Origin of the sequence: Limnospira sp. PMC 289.06 (genome assembly GCF_032350395.1) — a bacterium.
Classification (GTDB): domain Bacteria; phylum Cyanobacteriota; class Cyanobacteriia; order Cyanobacteriales; family Microcoleaceae; genus Limnospira; species Limnospira platensis.
Genome location: NZ_JARPLC010000041.1, coordinates 96 through 25,151 on the forward strand (window position 1 = coordinate 96; position 25,056 = coordinate 25,151).

Genomic DNA, 25,056 nt, shown 5'->3' on the forward strand with positions numbered 1-25,056 from the left:
TTAAAATTATGACTTATCTATCTGACGCACCCTACCCATCAGGTTAAAATTATGACTTATCTATCTGACGCACCCTACCCATCAGGTTAAAATTATGATTTATCTATCTGACGCATCCTAACTCTACACCCCAATCAAGCCATGTCTAATTATCGTCGATTATTTGTTCCAGGCGCAACCTACTTTTTTACCCAAGTCACCTATAAAAGGAACCCTTGGCTATGTACTGAAATTGGACGGGAAGGTTTACGAACAGGATTCCAAAGATTGCAAAAAATATATCCTTTTTCTTTAGATGCGATCGCTCTATTACCTGATCACTTTCATTGTATTTGGACACTACCAGAAGGTGATAAAAATTATCCGATGCGATGGCGATATTTAAAAAGTTTTGTGACGCGCAGCTGTAGCCATAAACTCAAACTAAGCACGGAAGTAACTCTCTCTCGTCACAAGCGGAAAGAGAGCAATTTATGGCAAAGGCGATATTGGGAGCATTTAATCAAAGACGAAGAAGATTTTGAGAATTGCTGTGATTACATTGATTATAATCCGGTCAAGCATGGTTTATGTGAATCTCCTAAATATTGGAAATTTTCTAGCTTTCATCGGTTGGTAAAACAAGGTGTATATTCGGTTGATTGGGGTGTCAATGAATTGATTAAGTTTTCAGGATATTTTGGTAAAATGTCAAATTTTGAAAATTGTGAGTCAGACCAATAGACAATATGAAAATGGTGCGTCAGACCTCAACATCTCAGGTGACAATTATGATTTATCTCTCTGACGCACCCTACCCACCAATCATGATTTATCTATAGGATGCACCTTACCCATTTTGGTCTGGGGAATATATAATGGTTGAAATTATCAATTTATCTGTCTGAGGTCTCCTACCAACTGACCCATCAACCCCAAATTAGCAAGTTCTCCATGGTAATATATGATGAAGATTATTAAAACTGCGTTTTATGTAAAAATTGCCCTAGGTATAGTGGCTTCCCTGTTCAGTCAGCAAGTAGCTGATGCGAGTTTACCCAGGACTACAGATACTCAAGAAACCTGTGATATTTTAGTGTTTGGTGGTGGACTAGCAGGCGCAGCCACAGCCTATGAAGCATTATTAGCAGGTCGGACAGTTTGCTTAACTGATATCACGGACTGGGTAGGGGGTCAAATTTCCTCCCAGGGAACCTCTGCTTTAGATGAAAGACAAACTCAAAGATCCTTATTATTTTTCCCGCGAGGATACCTAGAATTGCGCGATCGCATTAAAGAAAAATACGGCATCCTTAACCCTGGTGGTTGTTGGGTAAGCGAGTCTTGTTTCCGACCTTATAACGGTCACGCGATTTTATCATCAATGCTAGAAGATGCGGCAAAACAGGGAAAAGGGACTTTAAAATGGTTTCCTAATACTGTTCCTAAATATGTGGAAATAGCAGATCGAAAAATTCTCAGTGCGATCGCCATTCAACATCAAGCCGCCCCCGGTACACCCCCCCTAAATACCGAACCCCTATCCCAAATTATTGAAGATGCTTACACTTGGGAAGACTCACCCCGTCTCACCAAAACCATTATCGAATTTCTCCCCGCCAACACAGATAAACAAGCCGCTAACTGGTATGTGGTAGAAGCCACAGAAACCGGGGAAATTATCGGCATGACCAATATTCCCCACAACTTGGGTATAGACCCACGCAACCCCCTAGAACCCACCTCCTCCAGCGTCACCGGAGACCCCTATTGCACCCAGGGTTTCACCTATACTTTCGCCATGAAAGCCCTCGCCGAGCCAGAACCCATCGAAAAACCACCATTTTACGAACGCTATGCGCCCTACTACAGCTATGAATTGCAGCGATTAGCCAATTTTACCCTAGTGTTTACTTACCGTCGCATTCACACCGAAAACCCAGAAGGACCTTTTCACCCCGACCCACGCAGGTGGACCATTTATCCTGGGGATATCTCCATGCAAAACTGGACTTGGGGCAATGACTACCGCCCTGGAACCTCTCAGGACAATTTAATCCTAACTCCCCGACAACTAGCCGCCAGCGGGCAGCTAGAACCCGGAAATTGGATGGGCGGACTACGGGTGCAGTCCTTGCAATATGGCGAAGAAAATGCCAAGGGTTTCTTTTATTGGTTAGTGAAAGGGACTACTGATTCTCAATTGGGCGATGGTGTTAAAAATATCTACCCTAATCATCGATTTTTGAGAGGATTTGATCAGCCCATGGGAACCGCCCACGGACTCTCTAAGTTTCCCTATATGCGAGAGGCGCGCCGGATTATTGGTCGCCCTTCCTTCGGTCAACCTCAAGGGTTTATGATTTGGGAAACTGATATTTCTCGTAATGATTTTGCCGGGGATTTTTACCGGGAAAATCTCTCGGCTTCAGAATTTAGGGAGTTATGGATGGCTTTGGCGGGGTTGGAATTACCAGCTTTAGTCGCTAGAAATCAAACGGTTGAACAGACTTCCCGCAGAGGGAGATCTACCATTTATCCTGATACGGTGGGTATTGGACATTATGCGATCGATTTTCACCCCTGTATGACTTTAAGCCCCCACGAAACTCCGGGAAATACTGAAAGAGAGGGAGAACGTCTCGGACAAGGACAGGCTTACCCCTTCCAAATTCCTCTCCGGGCTATGATTCCCCAGGAAATTGATAATTTATTGGTGGTGGGTAAAAGTATTGCTACTAGCCATATTGCGGCGGCGGCTTACCGGGTGCATTCCTTTGAATGGTCTTCTGGTGCGGCGGCGGGAATGACGGCGGTTTTTGCTTTTGAAAATGATGTTTTTCCCTATCAATTAGTGGCGGATTTACCAAGGCGATCGCCTTTACTAGATGAGTTACAATGGTTCATCCAAGAAAATGGTAATCCTATCGCATTTCCCCGCACTTCTCTTTTTAACCGTTCTTGGGAAAATTGGAGATGATTTTTTACAGTAGGTTGAAGACCATGGACAATCTGACTCATTAACTCTATTGCATATTAACGATTTAACCCAATTATGAATCAGAATTCCTCGATCGCATTACCAAAAGTTACTGGGAACCCGGTTCAGAAAAATGCGCCTTGGCTGTATGCTTTCTGGAAATTTTCCCGACCTCATACCATTATCGGAACCAGTCTCAGTGTATTGGGGTTATTTACGATCGCATTTAGTGATCAACTTAATCCTACTACATGGGAAAACGCCCCTTTTCTCCCTACAAATTTAACCATCCTGCTGATTAGTTGGATAGCCTGTCTGTGTGGGAATATCTATATTGTCGGTCTTAATCAATTAGAAGATATCGAAATAGACGTAATTAATAAACCCGACTTACCTTTAGCTTCTGGGGTATATTCTCGCCGCCAGGGTCAAATTATCGTAGCCACTACAGGGATATTGGCGGTCATTTTAGCAGTGGTTGGGGGGCCTTTTTTAGCAGCTACTGTTGGCATTAGTTTAGTCCTCGGAACCGCCTATTCCCTCCCTCCCATACGCTTAAAAAGATTTCCCGTTTGGGCGGCATTATGTATATTTACAGTGCGGGGGGTGATTGTCAACCTGGGGCTATTTTGTCATTTTAGCCAACAGTTATCAACCCCCCAATTATGGAAAATTCCGGTGATACCCCCCAGCGTCTGGGTGTTAACCCTATTTATTTTGGTGTTTACGTTTGCGATTGCCATCTTTAAGGATATCCCCGATATTGAAGGCGATCGCCAATACCATATTACCACCTTTACCATCCGTCTGGGAACCGTAGCCGTATTTAATCTAGCTAGGGGAGTAATCACCATCTGTTATTTAGGAATGATGGCGGCGGCTTTCCTAATTTATGGGAGTTTAAACCCAGTATTTTTAGTGATAACTAATCTGATATTACTAAGTTTTATGTGGTGGAAAAGCACCAGTGTAGACCTAGGGGATAAACAGGCGATCGCCAATTTTTACCAACTCATTTGGAAACTGTTTTTTCTGGAATATATACTATTCCCCATCGCCTGTTTATTGGGTTAATTCCAAAAATTAGTGATTCCATACCCCAACTCTCGAAGCATCAACCGCAGCAGAGGTAAACTCAGACCAATCACATTAGTATGACAGCCATCTAACCTATCAACAAAAGCCCCCCCTTTCCCTTCAATAGCAAAACATCCCGCACAGTTTAAAGGTTCTCCGGTCTCCACATAAGACCGGATTTCCTCCTCATCAACAGTCGCAAAATGCACATCAGTTATGCGAGATAAAACCAAAAGTTTGGGTTTATTCAAATCCAGCAAAGCATGACCAGTATAAAGCTGTCCCACATGACCACTGAGATTTTGCCAACGGGCGATCGCTTCCGCTTTATCAGCCGGTTTACCGTAAATTTCACCCCCCATCACCAACACCGAATCACAGCCCAAAATTAGCGCATTTTTACCGTTGTCTAAATAGCTAGGGGGATGGTCTTTTAACCGTCTCCCCACAGCTTCCGCTTTGGCTTGAGCGAGTTGTTCTACCAATGCAGTCGGATCATCAATCTGAATGCTAGACTCATCAAAATCACTCTTAATTACTACTGGATCAATTCCCACAGTTTTTAAGAGTCTATATCTGGCTGGGGAAGCAGAAGCCAGGACAAAAGTGATAGCTGAGTCCGCCATATCAGAATCTCCGTTAATAAACAGTAAACGATCGCACCACTTGTTCTAACAGAGTTTTGCTTTTTTGCCAACGCTGTTCACTGGTGGATATATTCAAAGTAAACAACTTACCCCGACTGATAGCAATACTAGCGAAATCATGCCGTTTTTGCTGATTAGGAAGAGTGACAGCATATTCGAGTAAATAGTAAGTATTATTGGTGGATTCTCTTTTCCCAGCATTCAACAACTCTGCTGTCCGACCGGACCCCTCTGGGGCGATCGCATTTTTACTGAGGGTATATCCCACCTCTGTGGGAGTGCCAATTTCCTCTAAACTATCACCCCTAGTCACAGAACTAATCACCACACTAACATTTTCCGTCGAGTCGATCATATCGTGAAAAACCACATCCGGTCCATTAGAGACCCTCACCTCTACCCAACCGTTAGGGTAAAGAAACTCATAGCCATCTGCTGTGTCCACAAAACTTTTTAGACCTCCCCCGGTGGCTACACATCCCCCCAGGGTGAGACTAACAACAACTAGGATAATTGATGCAATTCGTTTGAACATTGAAACACATTTCCATTACTGCAAAATCGATGCTTGATCGAGTCTCGATAGACTCTGACAGCGATCGAGAGTATCAATATTGTCCCATTAATCGGCTGTTTAACTCTGGTTAGGTCAAATTTAACTCAACCTGTCGTTGTACATTTATTAAAACTCGATCGCCACGGGTAAGGCTATATTCAGCTTTCCAGACTCCTGGAAGTAGACTAGCGCCAGAATTTCTTTGTCCCACATAGCCCACCCAGGTGAGACTGGGAGATTGAATCCGATCATTATGGTCAACTACCACATTACCTCTGGGGTCAATCATTCTATATTTAACCTCATCCCCCGCTAAAATACCATAGGCTTGTACCCAGAATAATAGGGCGGGAATTTGGGCGGACAATACGGTTTCTGAATGCTTCCCATCCCAAATTTGGTCCATGTCGGGGGGGTCTGTGGAAAATCCCGCCCTAATTAAACCTGTGGGATTATACCCAGAAGGTTGATTCCAAATAGGATCTAAGCTAGTCTGACAACCGGGTGAGGAGGTCGGACCCACAAAAGGATCAACTACCTGTCCATCATGGGTAACGGTGATGTGAACATGGGGAAAGGAGGTTAAACCAGATGTTCCCACCATTCCTAATACTGTTTCAGTATTGACCGAATCGCCTGATTTAACGGCTACACTACCCCGCCGCAGGTGACAATATTGAGTTTCCCAACCTTTTCCGTGGTCAATAACTACCCCATTACCGCATTCTTGACCCTCTACCCTTGACCTTTCCGCTGGATGTCTAATGCGCCGATCTTCGACTCCATCACGGACTCTTAATACCTGACCAGAGGCTGATGCAAATACGGGGACTCCTTCAGCCATCATTCTTTCATCAGGAATCGCAAAATCTGTTCCTTTATGACCATCATAGGTTTGGCGACCACAGCCAAAATCTACGGCTTTGGGACTCGGATCGCGATCGGTGTATAAAATCACTAAACAATCTTTATTTAATTCACATTTAAGGGGTGGAGACAGGCTGACGCTATCTGTGGCGATCGCTACTGTATCCGGTTGGGAATTAAGGCTTAAACTGATTGACGGAGGAACACAACCTATCAGCAGCGATAGTCCTAACCCTAACATAAACAAGCATAGATATCGCAGGTGTTTGAGCATTTTGCAGATACGGGATATGTGTTATATGTGCCGTTGCTAATTATAGCAAATCCCTAATCGGGTTGGCTGGGGATTACTATTTACGGGGTCTGAGGCTACCAGATGATATGTCGGTAAAAAGTTGCTCGATTTATGGGCGGATGGGTGGCAGCCAAAAATGCGGGGAATCAGGAGAGTTAAACTCCCATAAAATCCCATTGTATTCAGTAATATATAATGGTGGGATTGGGGAAAATTCCGGTGCTAATTCAGTTAAGCGATCGCTAGGAATAGCAAAAGCCAGATGTCTCATTTTTTCGCGTAAATCTGGGGGTGGCTGTTCACCATCATCGTAAATATAGGGGTCTCCCCAAAGAGGGTAGGCGTGCATTCCATTAATACCGACTACCTTTCCCCAACGGTCTAACAGGGGGCCGCCGCTCATGCCTTTTTGGATGGGATTAGTATAGCCAATCTGATAACCGTTTTTAAAGGGTTTTTCGGAAAGGAAGGATATTCTACCTCTGGTTAAATTAAATCCTTGATTCCTGGTAGGAGGATATTTTTGATCAGGAAATTTGGCGAGGGATGACTTGGGCTGAAATAGATGATATAATGATGGTTTTGTGTCTCGTAATTTACTATGATTATTGTTAAGGTTAATGGTCTCAATATTATCTCGATCTATCTCCAAAGGAAAACCCGCGCCGAAGACTTTATCACCAGGGGAGAGAGTCGCGGAAGGATGGAAAGAGGCGATCGCATAATTGGGGGGAGCCTGAAACTGAATCAGAGCCAAATCTTGTCCTTGTCAGGCATCATTGTTGAGTAAATAGCCTTGATAAATATGACCATCAGGAGTTTGTATTAAATAGGGAGATTCCTCGGTATTGATGACATGATCATTGGTCAAGACTGTATATAAATCACCTTCTCTTTTCAGGATGATTCCCGACCCCCAAGCCGACCCAGAAATAATTTTGACTGTAATAGATTCAGCGATCGCCTGCAATTTTTGAGGGCTACAAGGTCGCCACTCACCCTCAACACAGCCCGCAGTTTTAGAGCCAGTGATGACGGTTAACTGATCAGGGAGAAAAAAGTAATCTAAATGATGCTGCTCAATTCCCCAAAAATTAGCCATTAAAAAAGGCAGTAATAGCATTTAAACTCTCATAAAAAACTGCCATGATTAATTATTCCTGCCTCCGGCTCACGCCACTTACCCATCAACCAAGGAGGCAGAAGCATCAGCCTTTAATCAGAATTAAAAGTGATTTGCTGATCTAGGTATTGCTGAAAATCCAAATATAGACGAGAACCATTTTCTTCTAAAGGACCAGCATTAGCATTAGCTTGTAGAGCAAAAAGCTGTCGGATAGTGCGGCGAGCATCTTGATTAGGTTTGAGAGTAAATAAAACCCCCAAACAGGGACCATCCTTAGCATCAGAAACACAGATAACAGGTTGTCGATTAACGGTTCCTGTAGTCACATAATTAAGCAATCCTCGCTCATAGAACTCTTGAAATTTAGAAGAAACTTGGCGACAGCGAGTTTGTGGTACATAACCAGCCTGATTAAAAACCAAAGAAACCCAACGAATGACGGGAAAAGTCCCGCGAGAGTTTCTGACAAAGGTAGTAGGAACATCATCATCACTACGGCCACAGAAAAACTCTTGTTGAACTACTCTATTAGGTCGCTGTAGTAGCTGATGTCGATGGCGCGGAAACTGTGTAATTTCGGTTTCTTCAGCCACTGTGCCATTAGTAACAAAGAAAGAAGCGATCGCCATGGTTGCTCCCGTGGCTAAATTCAATAGATATTTTGGTTTCATTGTCCTTACAACCAGATAACTGAATAGATCAAAATTCCGAACCAGAATTGTTCCGTTGCTTCCAATTAATCCCTAATCGTTTGAGATAGTCCCATCCCCGCTGAGGCCAAACGTGCTGGCGGCCAGTGCGTTCAGCAATCCACTGGGCTACTTTGGGGCCAGACCACGGTCCCCCATCAGGAGCGGGACCCAGCAAAGCCTGCTTGAGTTCCTGTTGCTGTGATTTAGTCAAAAGCGATCGCGCCACAGGGGGCTGGCGATCGCGACTACGGTTTCTCACCGAAGGTGGGCCTTCGTGGTTATAACGGCGGATAATCTCTTTGGCGTAGTCGTAATTTAACCCCACAACTTCTGCTGCTTGCTTGATCGTCCAACCGCTACCCACCAAATGAAGAAGATGCCACCGACGGGACTCAGTAGTATCTCTAGCTTGTCGGTAACGGTTTTTGAGATCATCAACCGATAAATGGGGTTCAATATGAGCCTTTGGTGGCATACCTCCTCATCTCATCATCCATAACACTGGTTGATCTATCGTCAGGCTGGCAAAATTTCCGGATCAAACAAAAATTTAGCGATCGGGAAGGATCAGGTAGTAGAGTGTTACCAATTTTTCGGTAAACTCAAATATTGGAACTAAAACAGAGGAGACCGCATGGCATCGATCTGCGAGTTGCACCAACAACTGGTAAATAAAGAACGCTCTGCTGTGGAAATCACCACCGAAGCGCTCGATCGCATTAACAAATTAGAACCCACACTCAAAAGTTTTCTGTGTATTACCGCAGATCGAGCCCTACAACAAGCCCGACAGGTTGATGCTAAAATCGCCGCCGGAGACGAAATCGGATTATTAGCAGGCATTCCCATAGCCGTCAAAGACAATATGTGTACGGAAGGGATTACCACCACCTGTGGCTCGAAAATTCTCGCGAACTTCGTGCCTCCCTATGAGTCCACTGTGACCACCAAACTCATAGAAGCCGGAGCAGTTATACTTGGAAAAACCAACCTAGATGAGTTTGCGATGGGAAGTTCCACCGAAAACTCAGCCTTTCAAATCACCGCTAACCCTTGGGATATAACCAGAGTTCCCGGAGGGTCCTCTGGCGGGTCAGCAGCAGCCGTAGCAGCCAATGAGGCAGTAGTTGCCCTTGGTTCGGATACAGGGGGTTCCATTCGTCAACCAGCCTCATTCTGTGGAGTTGTAGGCATGAAACCCACCTATGGGCTAGTATCGCGCTATGGGTTGGTAGCTTATGCTTCTTCGTTGGATCAGATTGGCCCCTTTGGTCGCACGGTCAAAGACGCAGCCATTTTATTAAATGCGATCGCCGGTTACGACCCCAAAGACTCCACCAGCCTTAATGTAGATATCCCCGACTATACCGATTTTTTAAAGCCCTCCCTTAAACCCAGAAGCAAAATCAAAATTGGGGTAATTAAAGAAACCTTCGGGGAAGGCTTAGATCCCGTAGTAGAACAAGCCGTCACTAAAGCGATCGAAGTTCTGCAAAGCCTAGGCGCAGAAATTCAGGTCATCTCCTGTCCTCGGTTCCGCTATGGTCTGCCCACCTACTATATTATCGCCCCCAGCGAGGCTTCCGCTAATCTCGCCCGCTATGACGGGGTTAAATATGGTTTCCGCACTCCTGATGCTGATAACCTGATTGAGATGTACGCCAAAACCCGCGCCGAAGGCTTTGGGGCAGAAGTCAAACGTCGGATCATGATAGGAACCTATACTTTGTCTGCTGGTTACTATGATGCCTATTATCTGAAAGCCCAAAAAGTCCGAACCCTGATTAAACAAGATTTCGATCGCGCTTTTACCCAAGTAGAGGTCTTAGTTTGTCCTACCTCTCCGACTACCGCTTTTCAAGCCGGAGAAAAAACCTCTGACCCCCTGAGTATGTATCTGTCCGATCTGATGACAATTCCCGTCAATTTAGCCGGTTTACCGGCCATCAGCGTTCCCTGTGGATTTGACAGCCAGGGTCTCCCCATAGGAATGCAGTTAATTGGCAAAGTTCTCGGCGAAAGTCGTCTGTTTGAAGTCGCCCATGCTTATGAACAAGCCACCCCTTGGCATAAGCATAACCCAACCATAGGCAGCTAGTAGCTCCCTCTTATTCCCCAGAAATGTCTACGGAGGAAGTGCTGTCAATAGTCCACCGGGGAGAATTAGCGGCGGTGTCTGGTGAACTGACCAAAGCCCATAAATCCGATAAATCTGAATCGATTTCCGAGAATAGCAGTTTTATGGTTTTTTCATCCCCCGCCTCCGCCGCTTGACTGAGGGGGGCTAGGGTTTCCGCCACAGCCGTTTGGCGCTCTAACTCCTCGGTGGAGGCGAGAATATTACCCAAGCCGTTGATGATCCTCCGTAAACTATCGCGCAATCTCGGATCTCCTGTCAAATCTTCAATATCTGCGGTCACCTTCTGCATATTTTGCAGGGTGGAACGGGCAGAGTCTAGGGTTTGTTGCAGTAAGATTAAATTATCGGGGTTGTTGACAGTCTTGGAAACATCTCGCAAATTCTCCGAAGCGATCACCGCATTGGCTGATAGGGTTTCCAGATTGGTTAATAGTTCCCCCTGTTCAAACCGGGCTATAACTGGGGTTAGTGTAGCGATCGCTACACTCAATTCCTGGCTGGTTTCATTAATATTATTTAAGGTCGTCAGCAAGGTTGAGCGATTGGTAGCCACCAAGGCATTTACCTCTTGAGTTAAGGCACTGATATCACCTGTTACCCTGTCTAAGGAATTAGCCGACTGCAGTGCCGCTCCGCTGACTTCCTGCATGGAGCGCTCTAGTTGATCGGAAAGCTGAGTCATTTCCGAGGAAAATAAGTTCATGTTTTGATCCACCGAGGCACTAAAATTACCCAACTCCAATTTAGCTATCTCAACTAATTGACCCATTTGGGTGGTCAGTTTCGTGGCTTCGGCGGCGGCGAGGGCGGTATTTTCCACCGCCGCATTTAGATTAGCAAATAATTCCGGGTTGCCATAGAGTTCCCCTAAATCAAGCATAGTCTCCATGAGGCGATCGGGGCTAATACCCGGTAAACCTTGAATAGAACTCTCATGGCACAAAATATCTGATGAGGGACAGGTAGCACTAATGGGGTTAGCCGCCACTAACTCAGGAGTTAAGACTGCATTGGGGATAATATCAACATAGGTTTCATTCAGAAAACCCGTCTGATTGACCAAAACTTGGGAATTTCGTGGCATGACTAAATCCGTAGATTCAATATTTAGCACCACCTCCACCCCATTAGACTGGGGTTGAATTCTGGTAACTCGCCCGACTTTTACCCCCCGATATCGTACAGGTACCCCAATTTGAAGACCAGTAGCACTAGGAAATTCAGCCCGAATTTGGTAACTCTGCTGACCAAGAGTGAGCCCCCGCAGCCAAAAAGCTGTGGCTCCAAATAGCCCCACTCCCAATATAATCAACAAACCGACTGATCCTTCACGGACACTTCGCGATCGCATTATTTATCCTCCCATTTGCCTGTCCCATCTTCCTATGTTAGGTTAACTTAACAATTTTCTGGCTCCCATCAGCTAATTGACCACCTGAATGGGTCCGCTTACACTGCCCGTAAAAAACTGTATCAGCGCTGGATTATCGGACCTGTAAGCCTCCTCAATCGACCCTTGCCATTGAATTTGACCTTTATACAAAAAAATTACCTGGTCTGTGGTTCTGCGGATCGTACTATCTTGGTGTGTCACCATCACATAGGTGCTGCCACCCCCGTCCCGCTTTTGCAGGCTGCGAATCAAATCTTCAATCACCGTTGAAGCGATCGGATCTAAACCCGCCGTTGGTTCGTCATAAAGTATAACTTCAGGGTTATCGCTGGGGTTTTCCGGGTTGGGCATAATTGCTCTGGCAAAACTCACCCGTTTTCGCATTCCTCCAGATAATTCTGCCGGATAGCGATCGCAAATATTAGGCAGACCCACCATTTCTAGCCTTTCCTCAACTAATTGACGAATAGTAGCCTGGGAAAGTCTGCTGTGTTCATACAAACGAAATCCCACATTTTGTTCAACATTCAGAGAGTCAAACAAAGCCGCATTCTGAAACACCATGCCAATACCAATCGGATCACTAAGATCATCCACCCAACCCCGTCGCAGTTGTCCCTTGACATATACTTCTCCAGCATCAGGAGGCAATAACCCGGCTATAATCCGCAAAATCGTTGATTTTCCCGTCCCAGAAGGGCCGATAATTCCCAAGGCTTGACCCTGATAGATGCTTAGATCTACCCCATCTAAAATCACATTGGAACCAAAGGTTTTAGAAATTCCTCGCAGTTCAATTAGTGGCTCAGACATATTAGATTTTGATTCAGTTCCCATTCCCCATTGGCCATAGACTCTTCCCCTATGGACTATCTACATAACTATAAGTTGCGAGATACAGGCTATCATCTCGAATTAGGTTTGCCCAAATTTAACCACAACAGATTTTTATGAGGTCTATTATCAAATGTCGATTATTTCTCTTAGGTTGAAACTGCGTCGCCTGTTCAAACTCCGACTAAATTGGAGTCGCTCAGGCTACCGTTCCTCCCATAGAATAGGACAGTGGTTCAAATGGTTAGCCCCCGGTTTGCTAGTCAAACGGTGGTTACTCATTAGCGCCGGTGGGGTATTGCTGACCAGTTTGGGGTTAGCTATCTGGACAGGAATGACCCCAATTTTCTATATTTTGCAACTGCTGAGGGGATTTTTGGAATGGATTACCCAAATTATCCCTAACTCGATTTCTGGGCCGTTGCTAATTTTGGCGGGTTTACTATTCATTTTTTGGGGTCAGAGTCGCAGCTTTAACTCTATTACCCAGGTATTCACCCCCGAAGGTGATCAGGAATTGGTCGATCGCCTCATCGCATTGCGCCGCCTCAACCGAGGTCCGAAAATCGTAGTTATTGGCGGCGGAACAGGTCTATCAACCCTGCTGCGGGGTTTGAAAGATTACAGCGCTAATATCACCGCTATTGTTACCGTAGCGGACGATGGTGGCTCCTCTGGGCGCTTGCGCCGCGAAATTGGAGTGTTACCCCCAGGAGATATTCGCAACTGTTTAGCGGCCTTAGCTGACGAGGAAAAGCTATTCACTGAATTATTCCAATACCGATTTCGGGCTGGCGATGGTTTAACAGGTCACAGTTTTGGCAATTTATTCCTCACGGCTATGGGAGAGGTGACCGGAGACCTGGAAAGGGCGATCGCAGCTAGTTCTAAGGTTTTGGCTATTCGCGGTCAAGTCCTACCCGCTACCCTCAGCGATGTTCACCTGTGGGCTAAATTAGAAGATGGCCGTCGTATTCATGGAGAGTCTAGTATTACAGAAGCTAGGGGTAAAATTGTCAAAATTGGTTGCACACCTGCTAACCCCCCAGCCCTTCCTAAAGCTATTAGCGCCATTCAAGAAGCAGATTTGATTATTATCGGACCGGGTAGCCTCTACACTAGCGTTATCCCCAATTTATTGGTCCCAGAAATTACCGAAGCGATCGCTCAAAGCCAAGTCCCCCGCATCTATGTTTGTAATGTCATGACCCAACCAGGGGAAACTGATAACTATAGCGTCGCCGACCACATTCGGGCGATCGATGACGCTTGTGGCCATAAACTATTTGATGCCGTCTTAGTCCAAGGAAAAGTCCCCCCAGCTCAAGCATTAATCCGCTATGCTCAAGAAGACTCTCACCCGGTTTTCATTGACCGGGAAGCCGTCAAGGAATTAGGGCGAAGAATGGTATTAACCAATATCATTGAAGTTGATAGCGACACTGGCTATGTCCGCCACAACTCCAAACGACTCGCCCAAGTCCTATTGCGTTGGTACAGCAGAGTTTAGACCTTGTTACTTCGAGATAAAATGCACCCAAAAACTGCCATCAGGGATACACACCCGCCGAATTAGTTGATAGGAGTAGTGTAAGTAAGCACCACTTAGATCGGTTCGATATCCACTGGAGAACCACTCCCCATAAGGGTCATGGACAATAAACCCATTTTGGTCATAGCCCACCACCACAATAATATGCCCAAAGGAGGTAAAGTATCCGTGGATAACCGCCGGATAACCCGCTGCTACCCAGTCCTGCACATCCTCAATTACCGCATTTTCGGTAAAATAATCCCTAGCACCATAGTCTCGCACAATGCGGGCTAAATCGTAGGGACTGTGGCGACTATAGCCCTTATTGATAGCATAGCGATACAGTTCATCCTCAAATTGACGATATCTCGTATCACGGCGGGGAATATTAAAATATTCCAAACACATAGCCAGGGAAGTCACATTACAAGCCCCTGTGGGGTTATAGAAATTATCTAATTGTGACTTGAAGGGAACATTCAGACGATGGCTTCTCGGTAGGGGTCTGGGGTAGGTTTGGGTTCCTCCCTCGTAAACTTCCGCATGACCACCCCAAATATACAACACAGAATAACCGCCAAAGGACTCATTACGCAAAGCTATCCTTAAATGTGCCCGGATCGGATCATAAGCCAAAACTGAAAATTCCCGTCCCGCTGGAATCGAAAATTTCTCGGAGTTATTCAGTTGAGAAGAGGCGATCGGTTTGACCTTCAAAACTGTATCTCTGGTCACTTTTAACATCGGAGTAGTTACCGGGAGGTCAGAAACCTTAGCTTCAATTAATTTTTTGGCAGTCTCTGACCCAATAAATCCCGGTTCTTCGCATTCCATTAACTGCTGAAAACGATGCAGCGCCGCCGTTGACTTGGGACCGAATATGCCATCTGCTGGCGGGTCTAGCAGCCCTAAATCAATCAGCCGGATTTGAATTTGACGACTCAAACCTGCATCAGCATTAATTTCCTTCACATCATATCGGATATCTGTACCCAGGAAGTTCTGTAGCCTCATATTTCCCTGGCGATTGACACTTTTGGTTTCGATCAGCTTCTTGGCGGTATCCGTTCCCAAAATGCCACTGGGTTCGCTACAGTTCATTAACTCCTGAAAACTCCGAAAAGCTGCCGTTGAATTGGGGCCAAATATGCCATCAACTGGCGGCGCTAGGAGTCCTAAATCAATCAGTCGAGTTTGAATTTGACGACTCAGAGCTTCATTATCATAAATGGCTTTGATATCATATTGAGTATTAGTCCCCACAAAGTCCTGTAGTCTCATGTCTATAGTTCTAATTTTGGTGTTTTGTAGAAGTTGCTCGGCTGGCTATGTACTCCACAACTCCACAGGAGTTATGCAAGTTATTAGGAGTTGGTTAAAGTGGGGTTAAAATTATCTCACCTGGAGATGAAATGCACCCAAAAATTCCCATCAGGAATACACACCCGCCGAATAAGTCGATAGGAGTAGTGTAAGTAAGCACCACTTAAATCGGTTCGATATCCGGTTGAAAACCACTCGCCATAAGGGTCATGGACGATAAACCCATTTTGGTCATAGCCTACCACGACGATAATATGCCCAAAGGAGGTAAAGTATCCGTGGATAACCGCCGGATAACCCGCTGCTACCCAGTCCTGCACGTCCTCAATTACGGCATTTTCGGTAAAATGATCCCTAGCACCATAGTCTCGGACAATGCGAGCTAAATCGTAGGGATTATGGCGACTATAACCCATATTCAGGGCATAGCGATATAGTTCATCCTCAAATTGACGATATCTCAAATCGCGACGCGGAATATTAAAATATTCCAAACACATGGCCAGGGAAGTCACATTACAAGACCCTGTGGGGTTATAGAAATTATCTAATTGTGACTTGAAGGGAACATTCAAACGACGGCTTGTCGGTAGGGGTCGGGGATGGGTTCTGCTCCCTCCCTCGTAAACTTCCACATGGCCACCCCAAATATACAACACAGAATAACCGCCAAAGGACTGATTACGCAAAGCTACCCTTAAATGTGCCCGGATCGGATCATAAGCCAAAACTGAAAATTCCCGTCCGGCTGGTACTGAAAATTTCTCGGAGTTATTCAGTTGAGAAGAGGCGATCGGTCTCACCTTGAAAACTGTATTTCTGATTACTCTTAAAATGGGAGTAGTTACGGGGAGGTCGGAAACCTTAGTTTCAATGAGTTTTTTGGCAGTCTCAGAACCAATAAATCCCGGTTCTTGGCATTCCATTAACTGCTGAAAACGATGCAGCGCGGCGGTTGACTTTGGACCGAATATACCATCTGCTGGCGGGTCTAGCAGTCCTAAATCAATGAGCCGGATTTGAATTTGACGACTCAAACCTGCATCATCATTAATCGCCTTCACATCATAACGGAGATTGGTTCCCAGGAAGTCCTGTAGCCGCATATTTCCCGGCCGACTCACAGTTTTGGTTTCTATGAGTTTTTTGGCGGTATCTGTTCCCAGAATGCCACTGGGTTCGCTACAGTTCATTAACTCCTGAAAATTCCGAAAAGCCGCCCTTGACAAGGGGCCGAATATGCCATCAGCGGGCGGTGCTAGGAGTCCTAAATCAATGAGCCTAATCTGAATTTGACGACTCAGAGCTTCATTATCATAAATGGCTTGGAAGTCATATCGAATATTAGTCCCCACAAAGTCTTGTAGTCTCATATTTTCACGTCGAATAGTTGTGGTGTCTATCAGTTTTTGGGCGGTCTCAGAGTCCAAAACACCAGATTCACTGATGTTGATTAACTCCTGAAATCGTCTGAATGCGGCTCTTGATAAGGGGCCAAAAATACCATCAACGGGCGGCGCTAGGAGTCCTAAATCAATGAGCCGAGTCTGAATTTGACGACTCAGGGCTTCATTATCATCAATGGCTTGGAAGTCATATCGAATATTAGTTCCCAGAAAATCCTCAAGCCTCATGTTCGGGGGCCGCATAGTGGTAGTTTCTAGGAGTTTTTGGGCAGTTTCAGAGGCCAGAATACCAGATTCACTGATGTTCATTAACTCCTGAAATCGTCTGAATGCGGCTGTTGATAAGGGGCCAAAAATACCATCAACGGGCGGATTGAGGAGCCCTAAATCAATGAGCCGAGTCTGAATTTGACGACTCAGAGCCTCGTCATCATAAATCTGTTGTATATCATATCGAGTATTGGTTCCTAGGAAATCTTGTAGTCTCATTTTTGGTGCTAGGTCACAAAATCACTGCAATTGTACATGGTTTGTTGACCCCCTCTACAAAAATTCATTATTTGATACAAAATATCAGAGGGGGTCGAGATTTAGAAGGGGATATCAACTCCCGGTTTCGGTTTCATTAGGGGGTATGAGGTTTCAGGATAACTACCCCATAGGCTTGGGGTAATAAATATTGGCGGATGGCTTGTTGTAACTGTTCTGCATTGAGGGATTGAATTTGGCGGGGATATTCTAAGGCTAGGTTCACATTTCCGACGATCGCCTGATAGTAACCATACAAATTAGCGCGATCGCTTGGTGTTTCATTGCCAAAAATAAACCTGTTCGCCACTTGAGTCCGTACCCTGGTCATTTCGGTGGGGGTGATTAATTCCCTGTGGAGTCGGTTAATATGTTCGGCGATCGCTGCTTCGGCTTCGGCTAAGTGTTCGACCCGCAACCGAGCGGAAATATAAAATACTCCCTGTAGCCTCTGGGTCATATTGCTGCAACTAATCCCAGACACTAAACCCCGCTTTTCTCGTAAATCCTGCACTAAGCGGGAGGTACGACCTTGACCTAAAATTGTAGCTAAAACATCCAAAGCATAGGTTTCTGAGAGTTGATTAAGTCCGGGAACTCGCCACACCATCATTAATCGCGCTTGTTGTAAGCTATCATCTATGATTTCATGGCGGACAATTTCGCTAAATCCTGACTCTGGAATCAGATGATGCAGATCTACTTCTGGGGGAAGTTCTGGATATGTCTGTGCTGGGATAGACTCGGCTACTGTTTCAATTAAAGCCTCGACAGGTAAATTACCCACAACTGCGATCGTGGTTTTTTGGGGACAGTAATGGCTGCGATGAAACTCTCGCATTTGCTGAGGAGTTAACTGTTCAATAGCCGCCGCTGGTCCTAGTACAGACCGACGATAGGGGAGACGCTTAAAGGCTGTTTCCATGGTCCGCTGAAATGAACGACGCGCGGGGTTGTCTTCAGATCGCCGGATTTCTTCTAATACTACTAGCCTCTCGCGCTCAAAAGCATCATCGGGAATACTGGGGCTAAATACTACTTCAAGCTGTAGGGGGGCTAGGGTAGCAAAGTCGCTGGGAGCGCTGGTAACATAATAATGGGTGTAGTCCTGGCTGGTGGCTGCATTGGTTAAAGCGCCTCGTTGTTCGATCAGTCTTTCAAATTCTCCAGCTTTTAGGTTGGGAGTCCCTTTAAACACCATGTGTTCTAAAAAGTGAGCCATCCCGTTGATCGGGTCGGGTTCGACAGCTGATCCAACATCAATCCAAACATTCAAGTTCACGGCTTCAACGGGTAACTGTTCTGCCACAATGGTGAGACCATTTGATAATTTGTAGATGGTGGGAGCGTTTAGTGAGCGGGTGATATTTGATTCAAGTAGGATAGAAGTCATTGGATCTTTAGCCCTGTGGTCTTTTCCCTATCTATCTTAATGGGGTTATAGCAGAGTTACGGGGATTTGGTGATAATTTAGTTAATAGTGCTTGAGTTGATGCGATCGCCCGATCGCATATTACGATGGGTCTAATATCACAATTGTCGAGAATAGCTCCCAACTATGAATATCACCAAACCTCTACACGCCGCCATTTTAGTCTCGGACTTGGCAAAATCTCAGCATTTTTATAGCCAGATATTACAGTTAACTACAGTCGATCGCCCTTTGAATTTCCCAGGAATATGGTATCAGATTGGTGATTGGCAAATTCATCTAATTGAATCTGAACAAGTAATTGGCGATCGCGTCAATGAAGCGAAATGGGGACGCAACCGACATCTAGCTTTCGCGGTGGCTGATTTGGCGATCGCCAAAGCACAACTCACCCGCCATAATTACCCGTTTCAAATGAGCGCTTCCGGTCGTTCAGCCCTTTTTGTGGCTGACCCTGATGGTAATATTATCGAATTGAGTCAAATATGAAAATTCTCGCCTATTCTTATACGGAACCGCTGTTAGAACCGCCGCCAGATCCGACGATTTGGGGATGGGATATTGATGGGATTTATCAAGATTTTGGCGATCGCCAACAACTAGAGCAAATCCTAGAAGATTGTCAACAACTACCACCCCCCAACTATTTATTAATCCAACGCTATGAAGAATTGGGTAACTCTGTCCTAGAAGTTAGCGATCGCCTCCGCCAACTCCAACAGTTAAACATCCAAGTTATCGCCCTTCAATCCGACCTAAAGTCCTCCGATATTTCCCGTGTAGATTTAATCAAATTCATCTCCGAAATTAAACAAACTTACCACAGCCGTTGTCTGCGCCAAGGACACGCACGCAACCGTTTAAAAGCCATTCCTCCCCCCGGAAAAGCACCCTATGGCTACCGTAGAGGAAAAGACCGCTACACCATTGATCGCAGCACCGCACCCGTTGTTAAAGACTTTTTTGAGCATTTTTTAATTTATGGTTCCCTACGCGGCGCAGTCCGGTATTTACAAAAGCGATATCATAAAAAAATCTCCGTAACTACCGGGAAGCGTTGGTTAATTAACCCCGTTTATCGAGGGGATTTAGCTTATAAAAATAGTGAGATTATTTCCAATACTCATATCCCGATTATTTCCCGTGAAGAAGCCGCCCAAATCGATAGGTTATTAAGACGCAACCAGCGCCTCCCACCTCGCACAGCCAGCGCCCCCCATTCTTTAGCTGGTTTATTAATGTGCAGTGAATGTAGTTCAGGGATGACCATTACCCGCGTTACCACCCATAACAAAAAACGAGAATATCTTTATTTAAGACCCCTAAAATGTCAGCGTCTAACTAAGTGCAAATCCCTTAATTATCATGATGTTTTATCGGCGACTATTGACCGAATTTGTGCCGACCTACCCCCAGCAGTTGCCCAATTACAGATGCCAGATTTAGACAGATTTAAGCAGCAAATCTATGATGAAATAGCCAGTAAAAAAGACATCATAAATCAACTGCCAACTCTGCAAACCACAGGAATTTTAGACAGTGAAACTGCCACCATTAGAGATTATAAATTGCGCCAAGAAATTGCCAAACTAGAGAATCAATTATCCCAACTTCCCCCAGTCAATTTACAAGCCACCGCCCAAGCGGTTTCTATCCGCCAATTTTGGCTAGATTTATCGGAAACCGAGAGACGATTTTATCTGCGCGAATTTATTAAAAAAATCCACATTATTCGCGATCGCGATAACTGGCATTTACAACTAAATTTTATTTTTTAACCCCGCCATATATCTACTGTAATAGCCGTGGCTGCTGACGGTGAACATCAATGATCCATTTTTCAACTGTCAGGAAGTAGAGGAGAAGTGGGAGAAGTGGGGGAACCCGGAGGCGGTAATAAAGGACTCCCTGGCTGCATTTCATTAAGCGGCTGAGAGGGGAGAAAAGGATTAATAGGAGGTTCCACCCCATTATCCGGTGTCAGCGCATCAGGGGCTAATAAACCCTCAGAATCAACCGGAGAGGGCATTTCCTCAGAACTCGGTAAAGTCGCCAACGCCACGCGATCGCCTCCCACAGCTCGCATTTTATCTAAAACCTGTACAACATCATTATAACGGGCATCTCTAGGGGCATACAGCACCACCAAGCCACTAGGATTCCACCTTAAAAAACGTTCCAAAGCCCGCTGCATTTGTTCAGAATTAACCCGTTGCTGGTCAATATAAGTATCCCCTCGAATATCCACCCCAACCACCAACATTTTTTGCATCTGAGTTTCACCAGTCCCCGCCCGTGGCAAATCCACATTGATCGCCTGTTGTCGGGTAAGCTGTAGGGCTGCCAAAATAAAAAACGTCAAAATACAAAAAACCACATCAATCAGGGGTAGCAGTTCAATACGCCCCTCATCAACCTGAGAATCTATGTTAACTTTCATCAATCTGCCTCCGTGGATAGTCCCACCAAAAAGGGTGTTTGTTAGTATCTTGGTATCAATGACAAAGGTTTAATTAGCTCTGGGGGTGTTGTGGATATTATTCAACCTCTCCTTTTTGATGTTTATCATCATCAGCCAAGCGAGAATTACCCTTAATCACAGGTTGAATTAAAGTATTTTGTTCAGCTACCGACTCAGGGGATTCTGATTGAGAGGGGGTTTCCTCATCCTCAGATTCTGAAGGTAATTTGATTAAAGGAGTATGATCATCCTCCGACTCATCCTCATCGGGTAGCTTAATTAAACTACCTTTTGGGGGAAAATCCTCCTGGGGTTCTTCCGCCATCAAAGAGGCATCATTAGCCTCTCCGGGAAGTAGCATCTGAGCTTTAACCTCTGGCCAATCCTGCCGATAGAGTAATTCTAATTCATTTCCCGCTTTTCGGAAGACCTTAACCTGGCTAAAGGAAAAGCCTTGAAACAGGCGATAGAAAGCCAGACTGATAATAGCCACAATCAAGCCTGTAGCTGTACTAATCAGGGCTTCTCCAATCCCCAGGGTGACATCAGCAGCCGAAGAAGTACCAATATCTCCCAGGCGGATAGAACCCAAAGAATTAATCAGACCCAAAACTGTTCCCAACAAACCTAACATGGGGGCGAGGGCAATTACCGCCTCTAGAATTTTATCGCCCCGTCGCATAGAAACAAATTCCTCCTCAGCGGCTGCTTCCAGGGCGAGACTAAATAATTGAGGGTCTGGGGTAGCGAGTTTAAGGGGGGCATAAAAAAACCTTCCCATGGGGCGATTATTGCTTTGTTTGGCAATCTGATAAGCCATTCCCCACTGTCCCCGACGGGCGACATCTAAAACCCGGTTGACAATTCGGCGTTCACGGGTGAGGGTATTTCCCCAAAACCACAGTCTTTCAATAATGGTACTAATGGATAAAATTGATAATACCATTAGGGGCCACATGGCTGGGCCGCCTCTCTCCAAGATTTGTTGAATATCCATATAACCTATTGTCCTTCAGATCTCCCATTAGCCAAGATTGACGAAAAAGTTATCAGTTTTCCATAAACCAAAGCAATCTCAATTTTAATCGCCTTGGGACAAGTGACAAGGGGGGGAAGACAAATTCCCCTGAGAAACGCGATTCCGGGTCGCGCCCCACCATGTCAACTGAGAATGGTACTCAGGTCTAAATATTCTTCGACGACATCAGCTAGAGTATCAAGCATCAGATCTCGTTGTTCGCGATAGTTAGGAATCCCGGTGGGTAAGGTTCCTAATCCCCTTGGTTTGCGGAGATGATTTAACCAAGACCTGCGCCAGGGGCTATTATCAAATATGCCATGCAAATAGTGACCCCAGACGGATCTATTGCTGCTGACTACTCCTAAATCTTGATCGTCAAATAGGGCTATTGTCTCCCGTTTGTCCAAAATTTGAGTCCGCCCTTGGTGTATTTCATAGCCTTCTACGGGAAATCCGATTTCTGGATAATTAGATGTTACCAACCGCTGGCGGGAGACTTTATCAGATAAAAGCATGGTTTTGATTGGAAGTAAACCTAAGCCGGGAAATTCTCCGATTTTACCCTCTAAGCCACGGGGATCAGATACCTGTTGTCCTAGCATCTGATACCCCCCACAGATACCCATGACCTGACCGCCTGCTGCTACATAATCCTGAATTTGAGCAGCCATGCCACTTTTTTGCAGGGCTAGTAGGTCAGCAATGGTGGTTTTAGAACCGGGGATAATTACGGCATCGGGATGTCCTAGGGGTTCATTGAGTTCGACATATTGGACTTTAACGGTGGATTCGGCATCTAAAGGGTCAAAATCGGTAAAGTTAGAAATCCGAGGAATCCTGACTATGGCGATGGTTATATCGGTATTGTCGGAACGGGAACGGCGTTCGAGTAAACTGAGAGAATCTTCTGCTGGCATGGCGATATCTACCCAGGGAATTACTCCGAGGACGGGGATTCCGGTGTATTTCTCTAACCACTCAATGCCAGAATCGAGAAGCGATCGCATACCGCGAAATTTGTTAATCACAATGCCCTTAATTAAGGCTCGTTCCTCTGGGTCTAGTAGTTCTAGGGTTCCCACTACATGAGCAAAAGCCCCCCCACGGTCAATGTCAACTATCAATATGGTGAATGCTTGTAGATATTGCGCTACTCGCATATTGGTTAAATCTCGGTGCTTGAGATTGATTTCCGCCGGACTTCCCGCACCCTCACAGACAATTACATCAAATTCCTTTTGTAGATAATCCAGACATTTAGTGATGGTCTCCCACCCGGTATCAAAGAATTTCTCATAATATTCGGTAGCTTTCAGGGTGGCTACAGGTTTCCCTTTCAGAATTACCTGAGAGGTCATATTTCCCTGGGGTTTTAACAAAATTGGGTTCATGGCTACATTGGGCACTAAACCCGCCGCCCAGGATTGTACGGCTTGTGCATAACCCATTTCTGCACCTGTGGCGGTGACGTAGGAGTTTAAAGCCATATTTTGCCCTTTAAAGGGAACTACACGCAGATTTTGACGGCGTATGATCCGACATAGGGCGGTGACGAGCATGGATTTTCCGGCGTGGGATGTGGTTCCAACCACCATGATTGCTTTCATTTCGGGATTTTGAGCAGAGATGCTAATTTATAGGGGAAGGCGTAGGTAACGGTTCAGGGCATTACTGAGGCGATCGCCCCATGATGGGGGTTTGCTATTATTTATATCATCGGTGGCTAGTCGTTCTGCTACTTTTCGCCCTAGGGGAGTCAGTCGAAAACTATCGGTAATTCCCTGACCGTCCACTTCTCGCCTCAATACTCCGACTTGGATTAGCCATAAAAGGGCGTTTTCGGCTCTCAATTCCGGTAGAGGCGATCGCGTATATCCTAACTCTACACCCCGATTTCCGCTAATGGCACTCAGTTTAACGCTTTGGTCAATGGAATCGGTTAAAAGTTTGATTTGAAACGGAGAACAGCGGATGGCTCGCTGGGCTCGGGCGATCGTCGCGGTAGAATATTCTATCGACTTGGAAACCGAATTAGGGGCACTCATGGGTTGATGGGCTTTCCTGATGGCTGATTTTGAGTATATTATCCTCCATCTTTCGAGCCAAATTTGGCTCGGATTGTGTAATTGATTGCAAAATATCTTAAAATAACTTCATAATGAGACAAAGCATATCAAACTCATTTTCAGGAGGACAACCATAACATGGCTTTATCTGCTGGTACTAAAGCCCCCGCATTTACCGCTAAAGATACCAACGGGAATACGGTTTCCCTCTCTGACTTCGCCGGGAAAACTGTTGTTCTCTACTTCTACCCCAAGGATGACACCCCTGGTTGCACTAAGGAAGCCCAAAGTTTCCGGGATAACTACGAAAACTATCAAAGCCGGGATATGGTGGTTTTGGGTGTAAGCACTGATGACGAAGCCTCCCACAAGCTGTTTACCGAAAAATATGGCTTACCTTTCCAACTTTTGGCGGATACCGATGGCGCTATTACCAAAGCCTATGATGTAGATGGCGGCGGTTATGCCAAGCGTGTTACCTATATTATCAATGGTGAGGGTGTCATTGACCATGTTGATGACAAGGTGAACACCTCTACCCACGCTCAGGATATTCTTGCTAAAGTCAATTAGTGCGATCGCTAATTGAAAATTAAAAAAATATCCGTTTTAAACCATTAGCCACCCGTAGAGTTTTCTAGGGGTGGCTTTATTGGTGCGCCACTGAGTTATGCTAACCATTGTGGGATGTGTAATGTC

At 45.4% G+C, this 25,056-nt stretch carries 24 protein-coding genes and 2 pseudogenes; 8 read left to right on the forward strand and 18 right to left on the reverse strand.

Annotated features, from left to right (window positions below):
- Positions 1-141 precede the first annotated feature (141 nt).
- The 3 genes from P5674_RS10830 (at position 142) to P5674_RS10840 (ending at position 4,033) form a co-directional block, all read left to right on the forward strand.
- Positions 142-723 (forward strand): REP-associated tyrosine transposase, encoded by a 582-nt coding sequence (locus P5674_RS10830; RefSeq protein ID WP_006618070.1) that lies wholly within the window; start codon positions 142-144, stop codon positions 721-723.
- Positions 724-946: 223 nt separating this feature from the next.
- Positions 947-2,959, forward strand: a complete 2,013-nt coding sequence (locus tag P5674_RS10835; RefSeq protein WP_043468255.1) for an FAD-dependent oxidoreductase — start codon at positions 947-949, stop codon at positions 2,957-2,959.
- Between the two features lie 75 nt (positions 2,960-3,034).
- Entirely contained in the window at positions 3,035-4,033 is a 999-nt protein-coding gene (locus P5674_RS10840; protein WP_006618068.1) for a homogentisate phytyltransferase, read from the forward strand.
- Here the strand turns inward: P5674_RS10840 and P5674_RS10845 are convergent.
- The 7 genes from P5674_RS10845 to P5674_RS10875 form a co-directional block, all read right to left on the reverse strand.
- Positions 4,030-4,662: a nucleoside triphosphate pyrophosphatase gene (locus P5674_RS10845; protein ID WP_006618067.1), complete on the reverse strand. Its 633-nt coding sequence runs from the start codon at positions 4,660-4,662 to the stop codon at positions 4,030-4,032. The genes P5674_RS10840 and P5674_RS10845 overlap by 4 nt on opposite strands.
- A gap of 13 nt (positions 4,663-4,675) precedes the next feature.
- Positions 4,676-5,218, reverse strand: a complete 543-nt coding sequence (psbP, locus tag P5674_RS10850; protein ID WP_006618066.1) for a photosystem II reaction center PsbP — start codon at positions 5,216-5,218, stop codon at positions 4,676-4,678.
- A gap of 109 nt (positions 5,219-5,327) precedes the next feature.
- Positions 5,328-6,380 (reverse strand): M23 family metallopeptidase, encoded by a 1,053-nt coding sequence (locus tag P5674_RS10855; protein WP_152088607.1) that lies wholly within the window; start codon positions 6,378-6,380, stop codon positions 5,328-5,330.
- Positions 6,381-6,510: 130 nt separating this feature from the next.
- Positions 6,511-7,158: a serine protease gene (locus P5674_RS10860; protein ID WP_315669990.1), complete on the reverse strand. Its 648-nt coding sequence runs from the start codon at positions 7,156-7,158 to the stop codon at positions 6,511-6,513.
- 12 nt (positions 7,159-7,170) lie between these two features.
- Positions 7,171-7,524, reverse strand: a complete 354-nt coding sequence (locus tag P5674_RS10865) for a hypothetical protein (RefSeq protein WP_315669991.1) — start codon at positions 7,522-7,524, stop codon at positions 7,171-7,173.
- A 92-nt stretch (positions 7,525-7,616) separates the two neighbouring features.
- Complete coding sequence (locus P5674_RS10870; RefSeq protein WP_006618064.1) at positions 7,617-8,198, reverse strand: COP23 domain-containing protein; 582 nt, start codon at positions 8,196-8,198, stop codon at positions 7,617-7,619.
- 28 nt (positions 8,199-8,226) lie between these two features.
- On the reverse strand, positions 8,227-8,694 hold the full coding sequence (locus tag P5674_RS10875) for a helix-turn-helix domain-containing protein (protein ID WP_006618063.1): 468 nt from the start codon (positions 8,692-8,694) through the stop codon (positions 8,227-8,229).
- A 159-nt stretch (positions 8,695-8,853) separates the two neighbouring features.
- Between P5674_RS10875 and gatA the strand changes: the two genes are divergently transcribed.
- The gene (gene gatA / locus P5674_RS10880) at positions 8,854-10,317 is read left to right on the forward strand and encodes an Asp-tRNA(Asn)/Glu-tRNA(Gln) amidotransferase subunit GatA (protein ID WP_006618062.1); all 1,464 of its coding nucleotides are present in this window, start codon (positions 8,854-8,856) and stop codon (positions 10,315-10,317) included.
- Between the two features lie 10 nt (positions 10,318-10,327).
- On the opposite strand, the gene P5674_RS10885 is transcribed toward gatA, so the two are convergent.
- Positions 10,328-11,710 carry an MlaD family protein gene (locus tag P5674_RS10885; RefSeq protein WP_315669992.1) on the reverse strand — a complete coding sequence of 461 codons (1,383 nt, stop codon included), beginning with the start codon at positions 11,708-11,710 and terminating at the stop codon, positions 10,328-10,330.
- Positions 11,711-11,782: 72 nt separating this feature from the next.
- Positions 11,783-12,565 carry an ABC transporter ATP-binding protein gene (locus P5674_RS10890; protein WP_006618060.1) on the reverse strand — a complete coding sequence of 261 codons (783 nt, stop codon included), beginning with the start codon at positions 12,563-12,565 and terminating at the stop codon, positions 11,783-11,785.
- Between the two features lie 154 nt (positions 12,566-12,719).
- On the opposite strand from P5674_RS10890, the gene P5674_RS10895 reads away from it, so the two are divergent.
- The gene (locus P5674_RS10895) at positions 12,720-14,096 is read left to right on the forward strand and encodes a gluconeogenesis factor YvcK family protein (RefSeq protein ID WP_006618059.1); all 1,377 of its coding nucleotides are present in this window, start codon (positions 12,720-12,722) and stop codon (positions 14,094-14,096) included.
- A 6-nt stretch (positions 14,097-14,102) separates the two neighbouring features.
- Here the strand turns inward: P5674_RS10895 and P5674_RS10900 are convergent, their stop codons facing one another.
- The 5 genes and pseudogenes from P5674_RS10900 to P5674_RS10915 form a co-directional block, all read right to left on the reverse strand.
- On the reverse strand, positions 14,103-15,134 hold the full coding sequence (locus tag P5674_RS10900) for a C39 family peptidase (protein ID WP_035736114.1): 1,032 nt from the start codon (positions 15,132-15,134) through the stop codon (positions 14,103-14,105).
- 45 nt (positions 15,135-15,179) lie between these two features.
- Positions 15,180-15,401: pseudogene (locus P5674_RS26585) on the reverse strand (peptidoglycan-binding domain-containing protein); the annotation flags it as partial.
- Positions 15,402-15,517: 116 nt separating this feature from the next.
- Positions 15,518-16,549 carry a C39 family peptidase gene (locus tag P5674_RS10905; protein ID WP_035736117.1) on the reverse strand — a complete coding sequence of 344 codons (1,032 nt, stop codon included), beginning with the start codon at positions 16,547-16,549 and terminating at the stop codon, positions 15,518-15,520.
- Positions 16,550-16,594: 45 nt separating this feature from the next.
- Positions 16,595-17,338: pseudogene (locus P5674_RS10910) on the reverse strand (peptidoglycan-binding domain-containing protein); the annotation flags it as partial.
- A 136-nt stretch (positions 17,339-17,474) separates the two neighbouring features.
- A complete protein-coding gene (locus P5674_RS10915; RefSeq protein ID WP_006618737.1) occupies positions 17,475-18,770 on the reverse strand; it encodes a M16 family metallopeptidase in 1,296 nt (431 codons plus the stop codon).
- A gap of 165 nt (positions 18,771-18,935) precedes the next feature.
- Here P5674_RS10915 and P5674_RS10920 point away from each other — a divergent pair, with 165 nt between their 5' ends.
- Positions 18,936-19,298 carry a VOC family protein gene (locus P5674_RS10920; protein WP_006618738.1) on the forward strand — a complete coding sequence of 121 codons (363 nt, stop codon included), beginning with the start codon at positions 18,936-18,938 and terminating at the stop codon, positions 19,296-19,298.
- Positions 19,295-20,587: a recombinase family protein gene (locus P5674_RS10925; protein WP_006618739.1), complete on the forward strand. Its 1,293-nt coding sequence runs from the start codon at positions 19,295-19,297 to the stop codon at positions 20,585-20,587. Before P5674_RS10920 ends, P5674_RS10925 begins: the two co-directional genes overlap by 4 nt.
- Positions 20,588-20,649: 62 nt before the next feature.
- On the opposite strand, the gene P5674_RS10930 is transcribed toward P5674_RS10925, so the two are convergent.
- The 4 genes from P5674_RS10930 to P5674_RS10945 all read right to left on the reverse strand — a co-directional run bounded on the left by P5674_RS10930 (position 20,650) and on the right by P5674_RS10945 (position 24,336).
- On the reverse strand, positions 20,650-21,249 hold the full coding sequence (locus P5674_RS10930) for an ExbD/TolR family protein (protein ID WP_006618740.1): 600 nt from the start codon (positions 21,247-21,249) through the stop codon (positions 20,650-20,652).
- 97 nt (positions 21,250-21,346) lie between these two features.
- Positions 21,347-22,267 carry a MotA/TolQ/ExbB proton channel family protein gene (locus P5674_RS10935; protein ID WP_006618741.1) on the reverse strand — a complete coding sequence of 307 codons (921 nt, stop codon included), beginning with the start codon at positions 22,265-22,267 and terminating at the stop codon, positions 21,347-21,349.
- 164 nt (positions 22,268-22,431) lie between these two features.
- A complete protein-coding gene (gene cobQ, locus P5674_RS10940) occupies positions 22,432-23,898 on the reverse strand; it encodes a cobyric acid synthase CobQ (protein WP_315669993.1) in 1,467 nt (488 codons plus the stop codon).
- 27 nt (positions 23,899-23,925) lie between these two features.
- Complete coding sequence (locus P5674_RS10945) at positions 23,926-24,336, reverse strand: Npun_F0494 family protein (RefSeq protein ID WP_006618743.1); 411 nt, start codon at positions 24,334-24,336, stop codon at positions 23,926-23,928.
- A 159-nt stretch (positions 24,337-24,495) separates the two neighbouring features.
- Here P5674_RS10945 and P5674_RS10950 point away from each other — a divergent pair, with 159 nt between their 5' ends.
- Positions 24,496-24,930 (forward strand): peroxiredoxin, encoded by a 435-nt coding sequence (locus P5674_RS10950; protein WP_006618744.1) that lies wholly within the window; start codon positions 24,496-24,498, stop codon positions 24,928-24,930.
- The last annotated feature ends 126 nt before the right edge of the window (positions 24,931-25,056 follow it).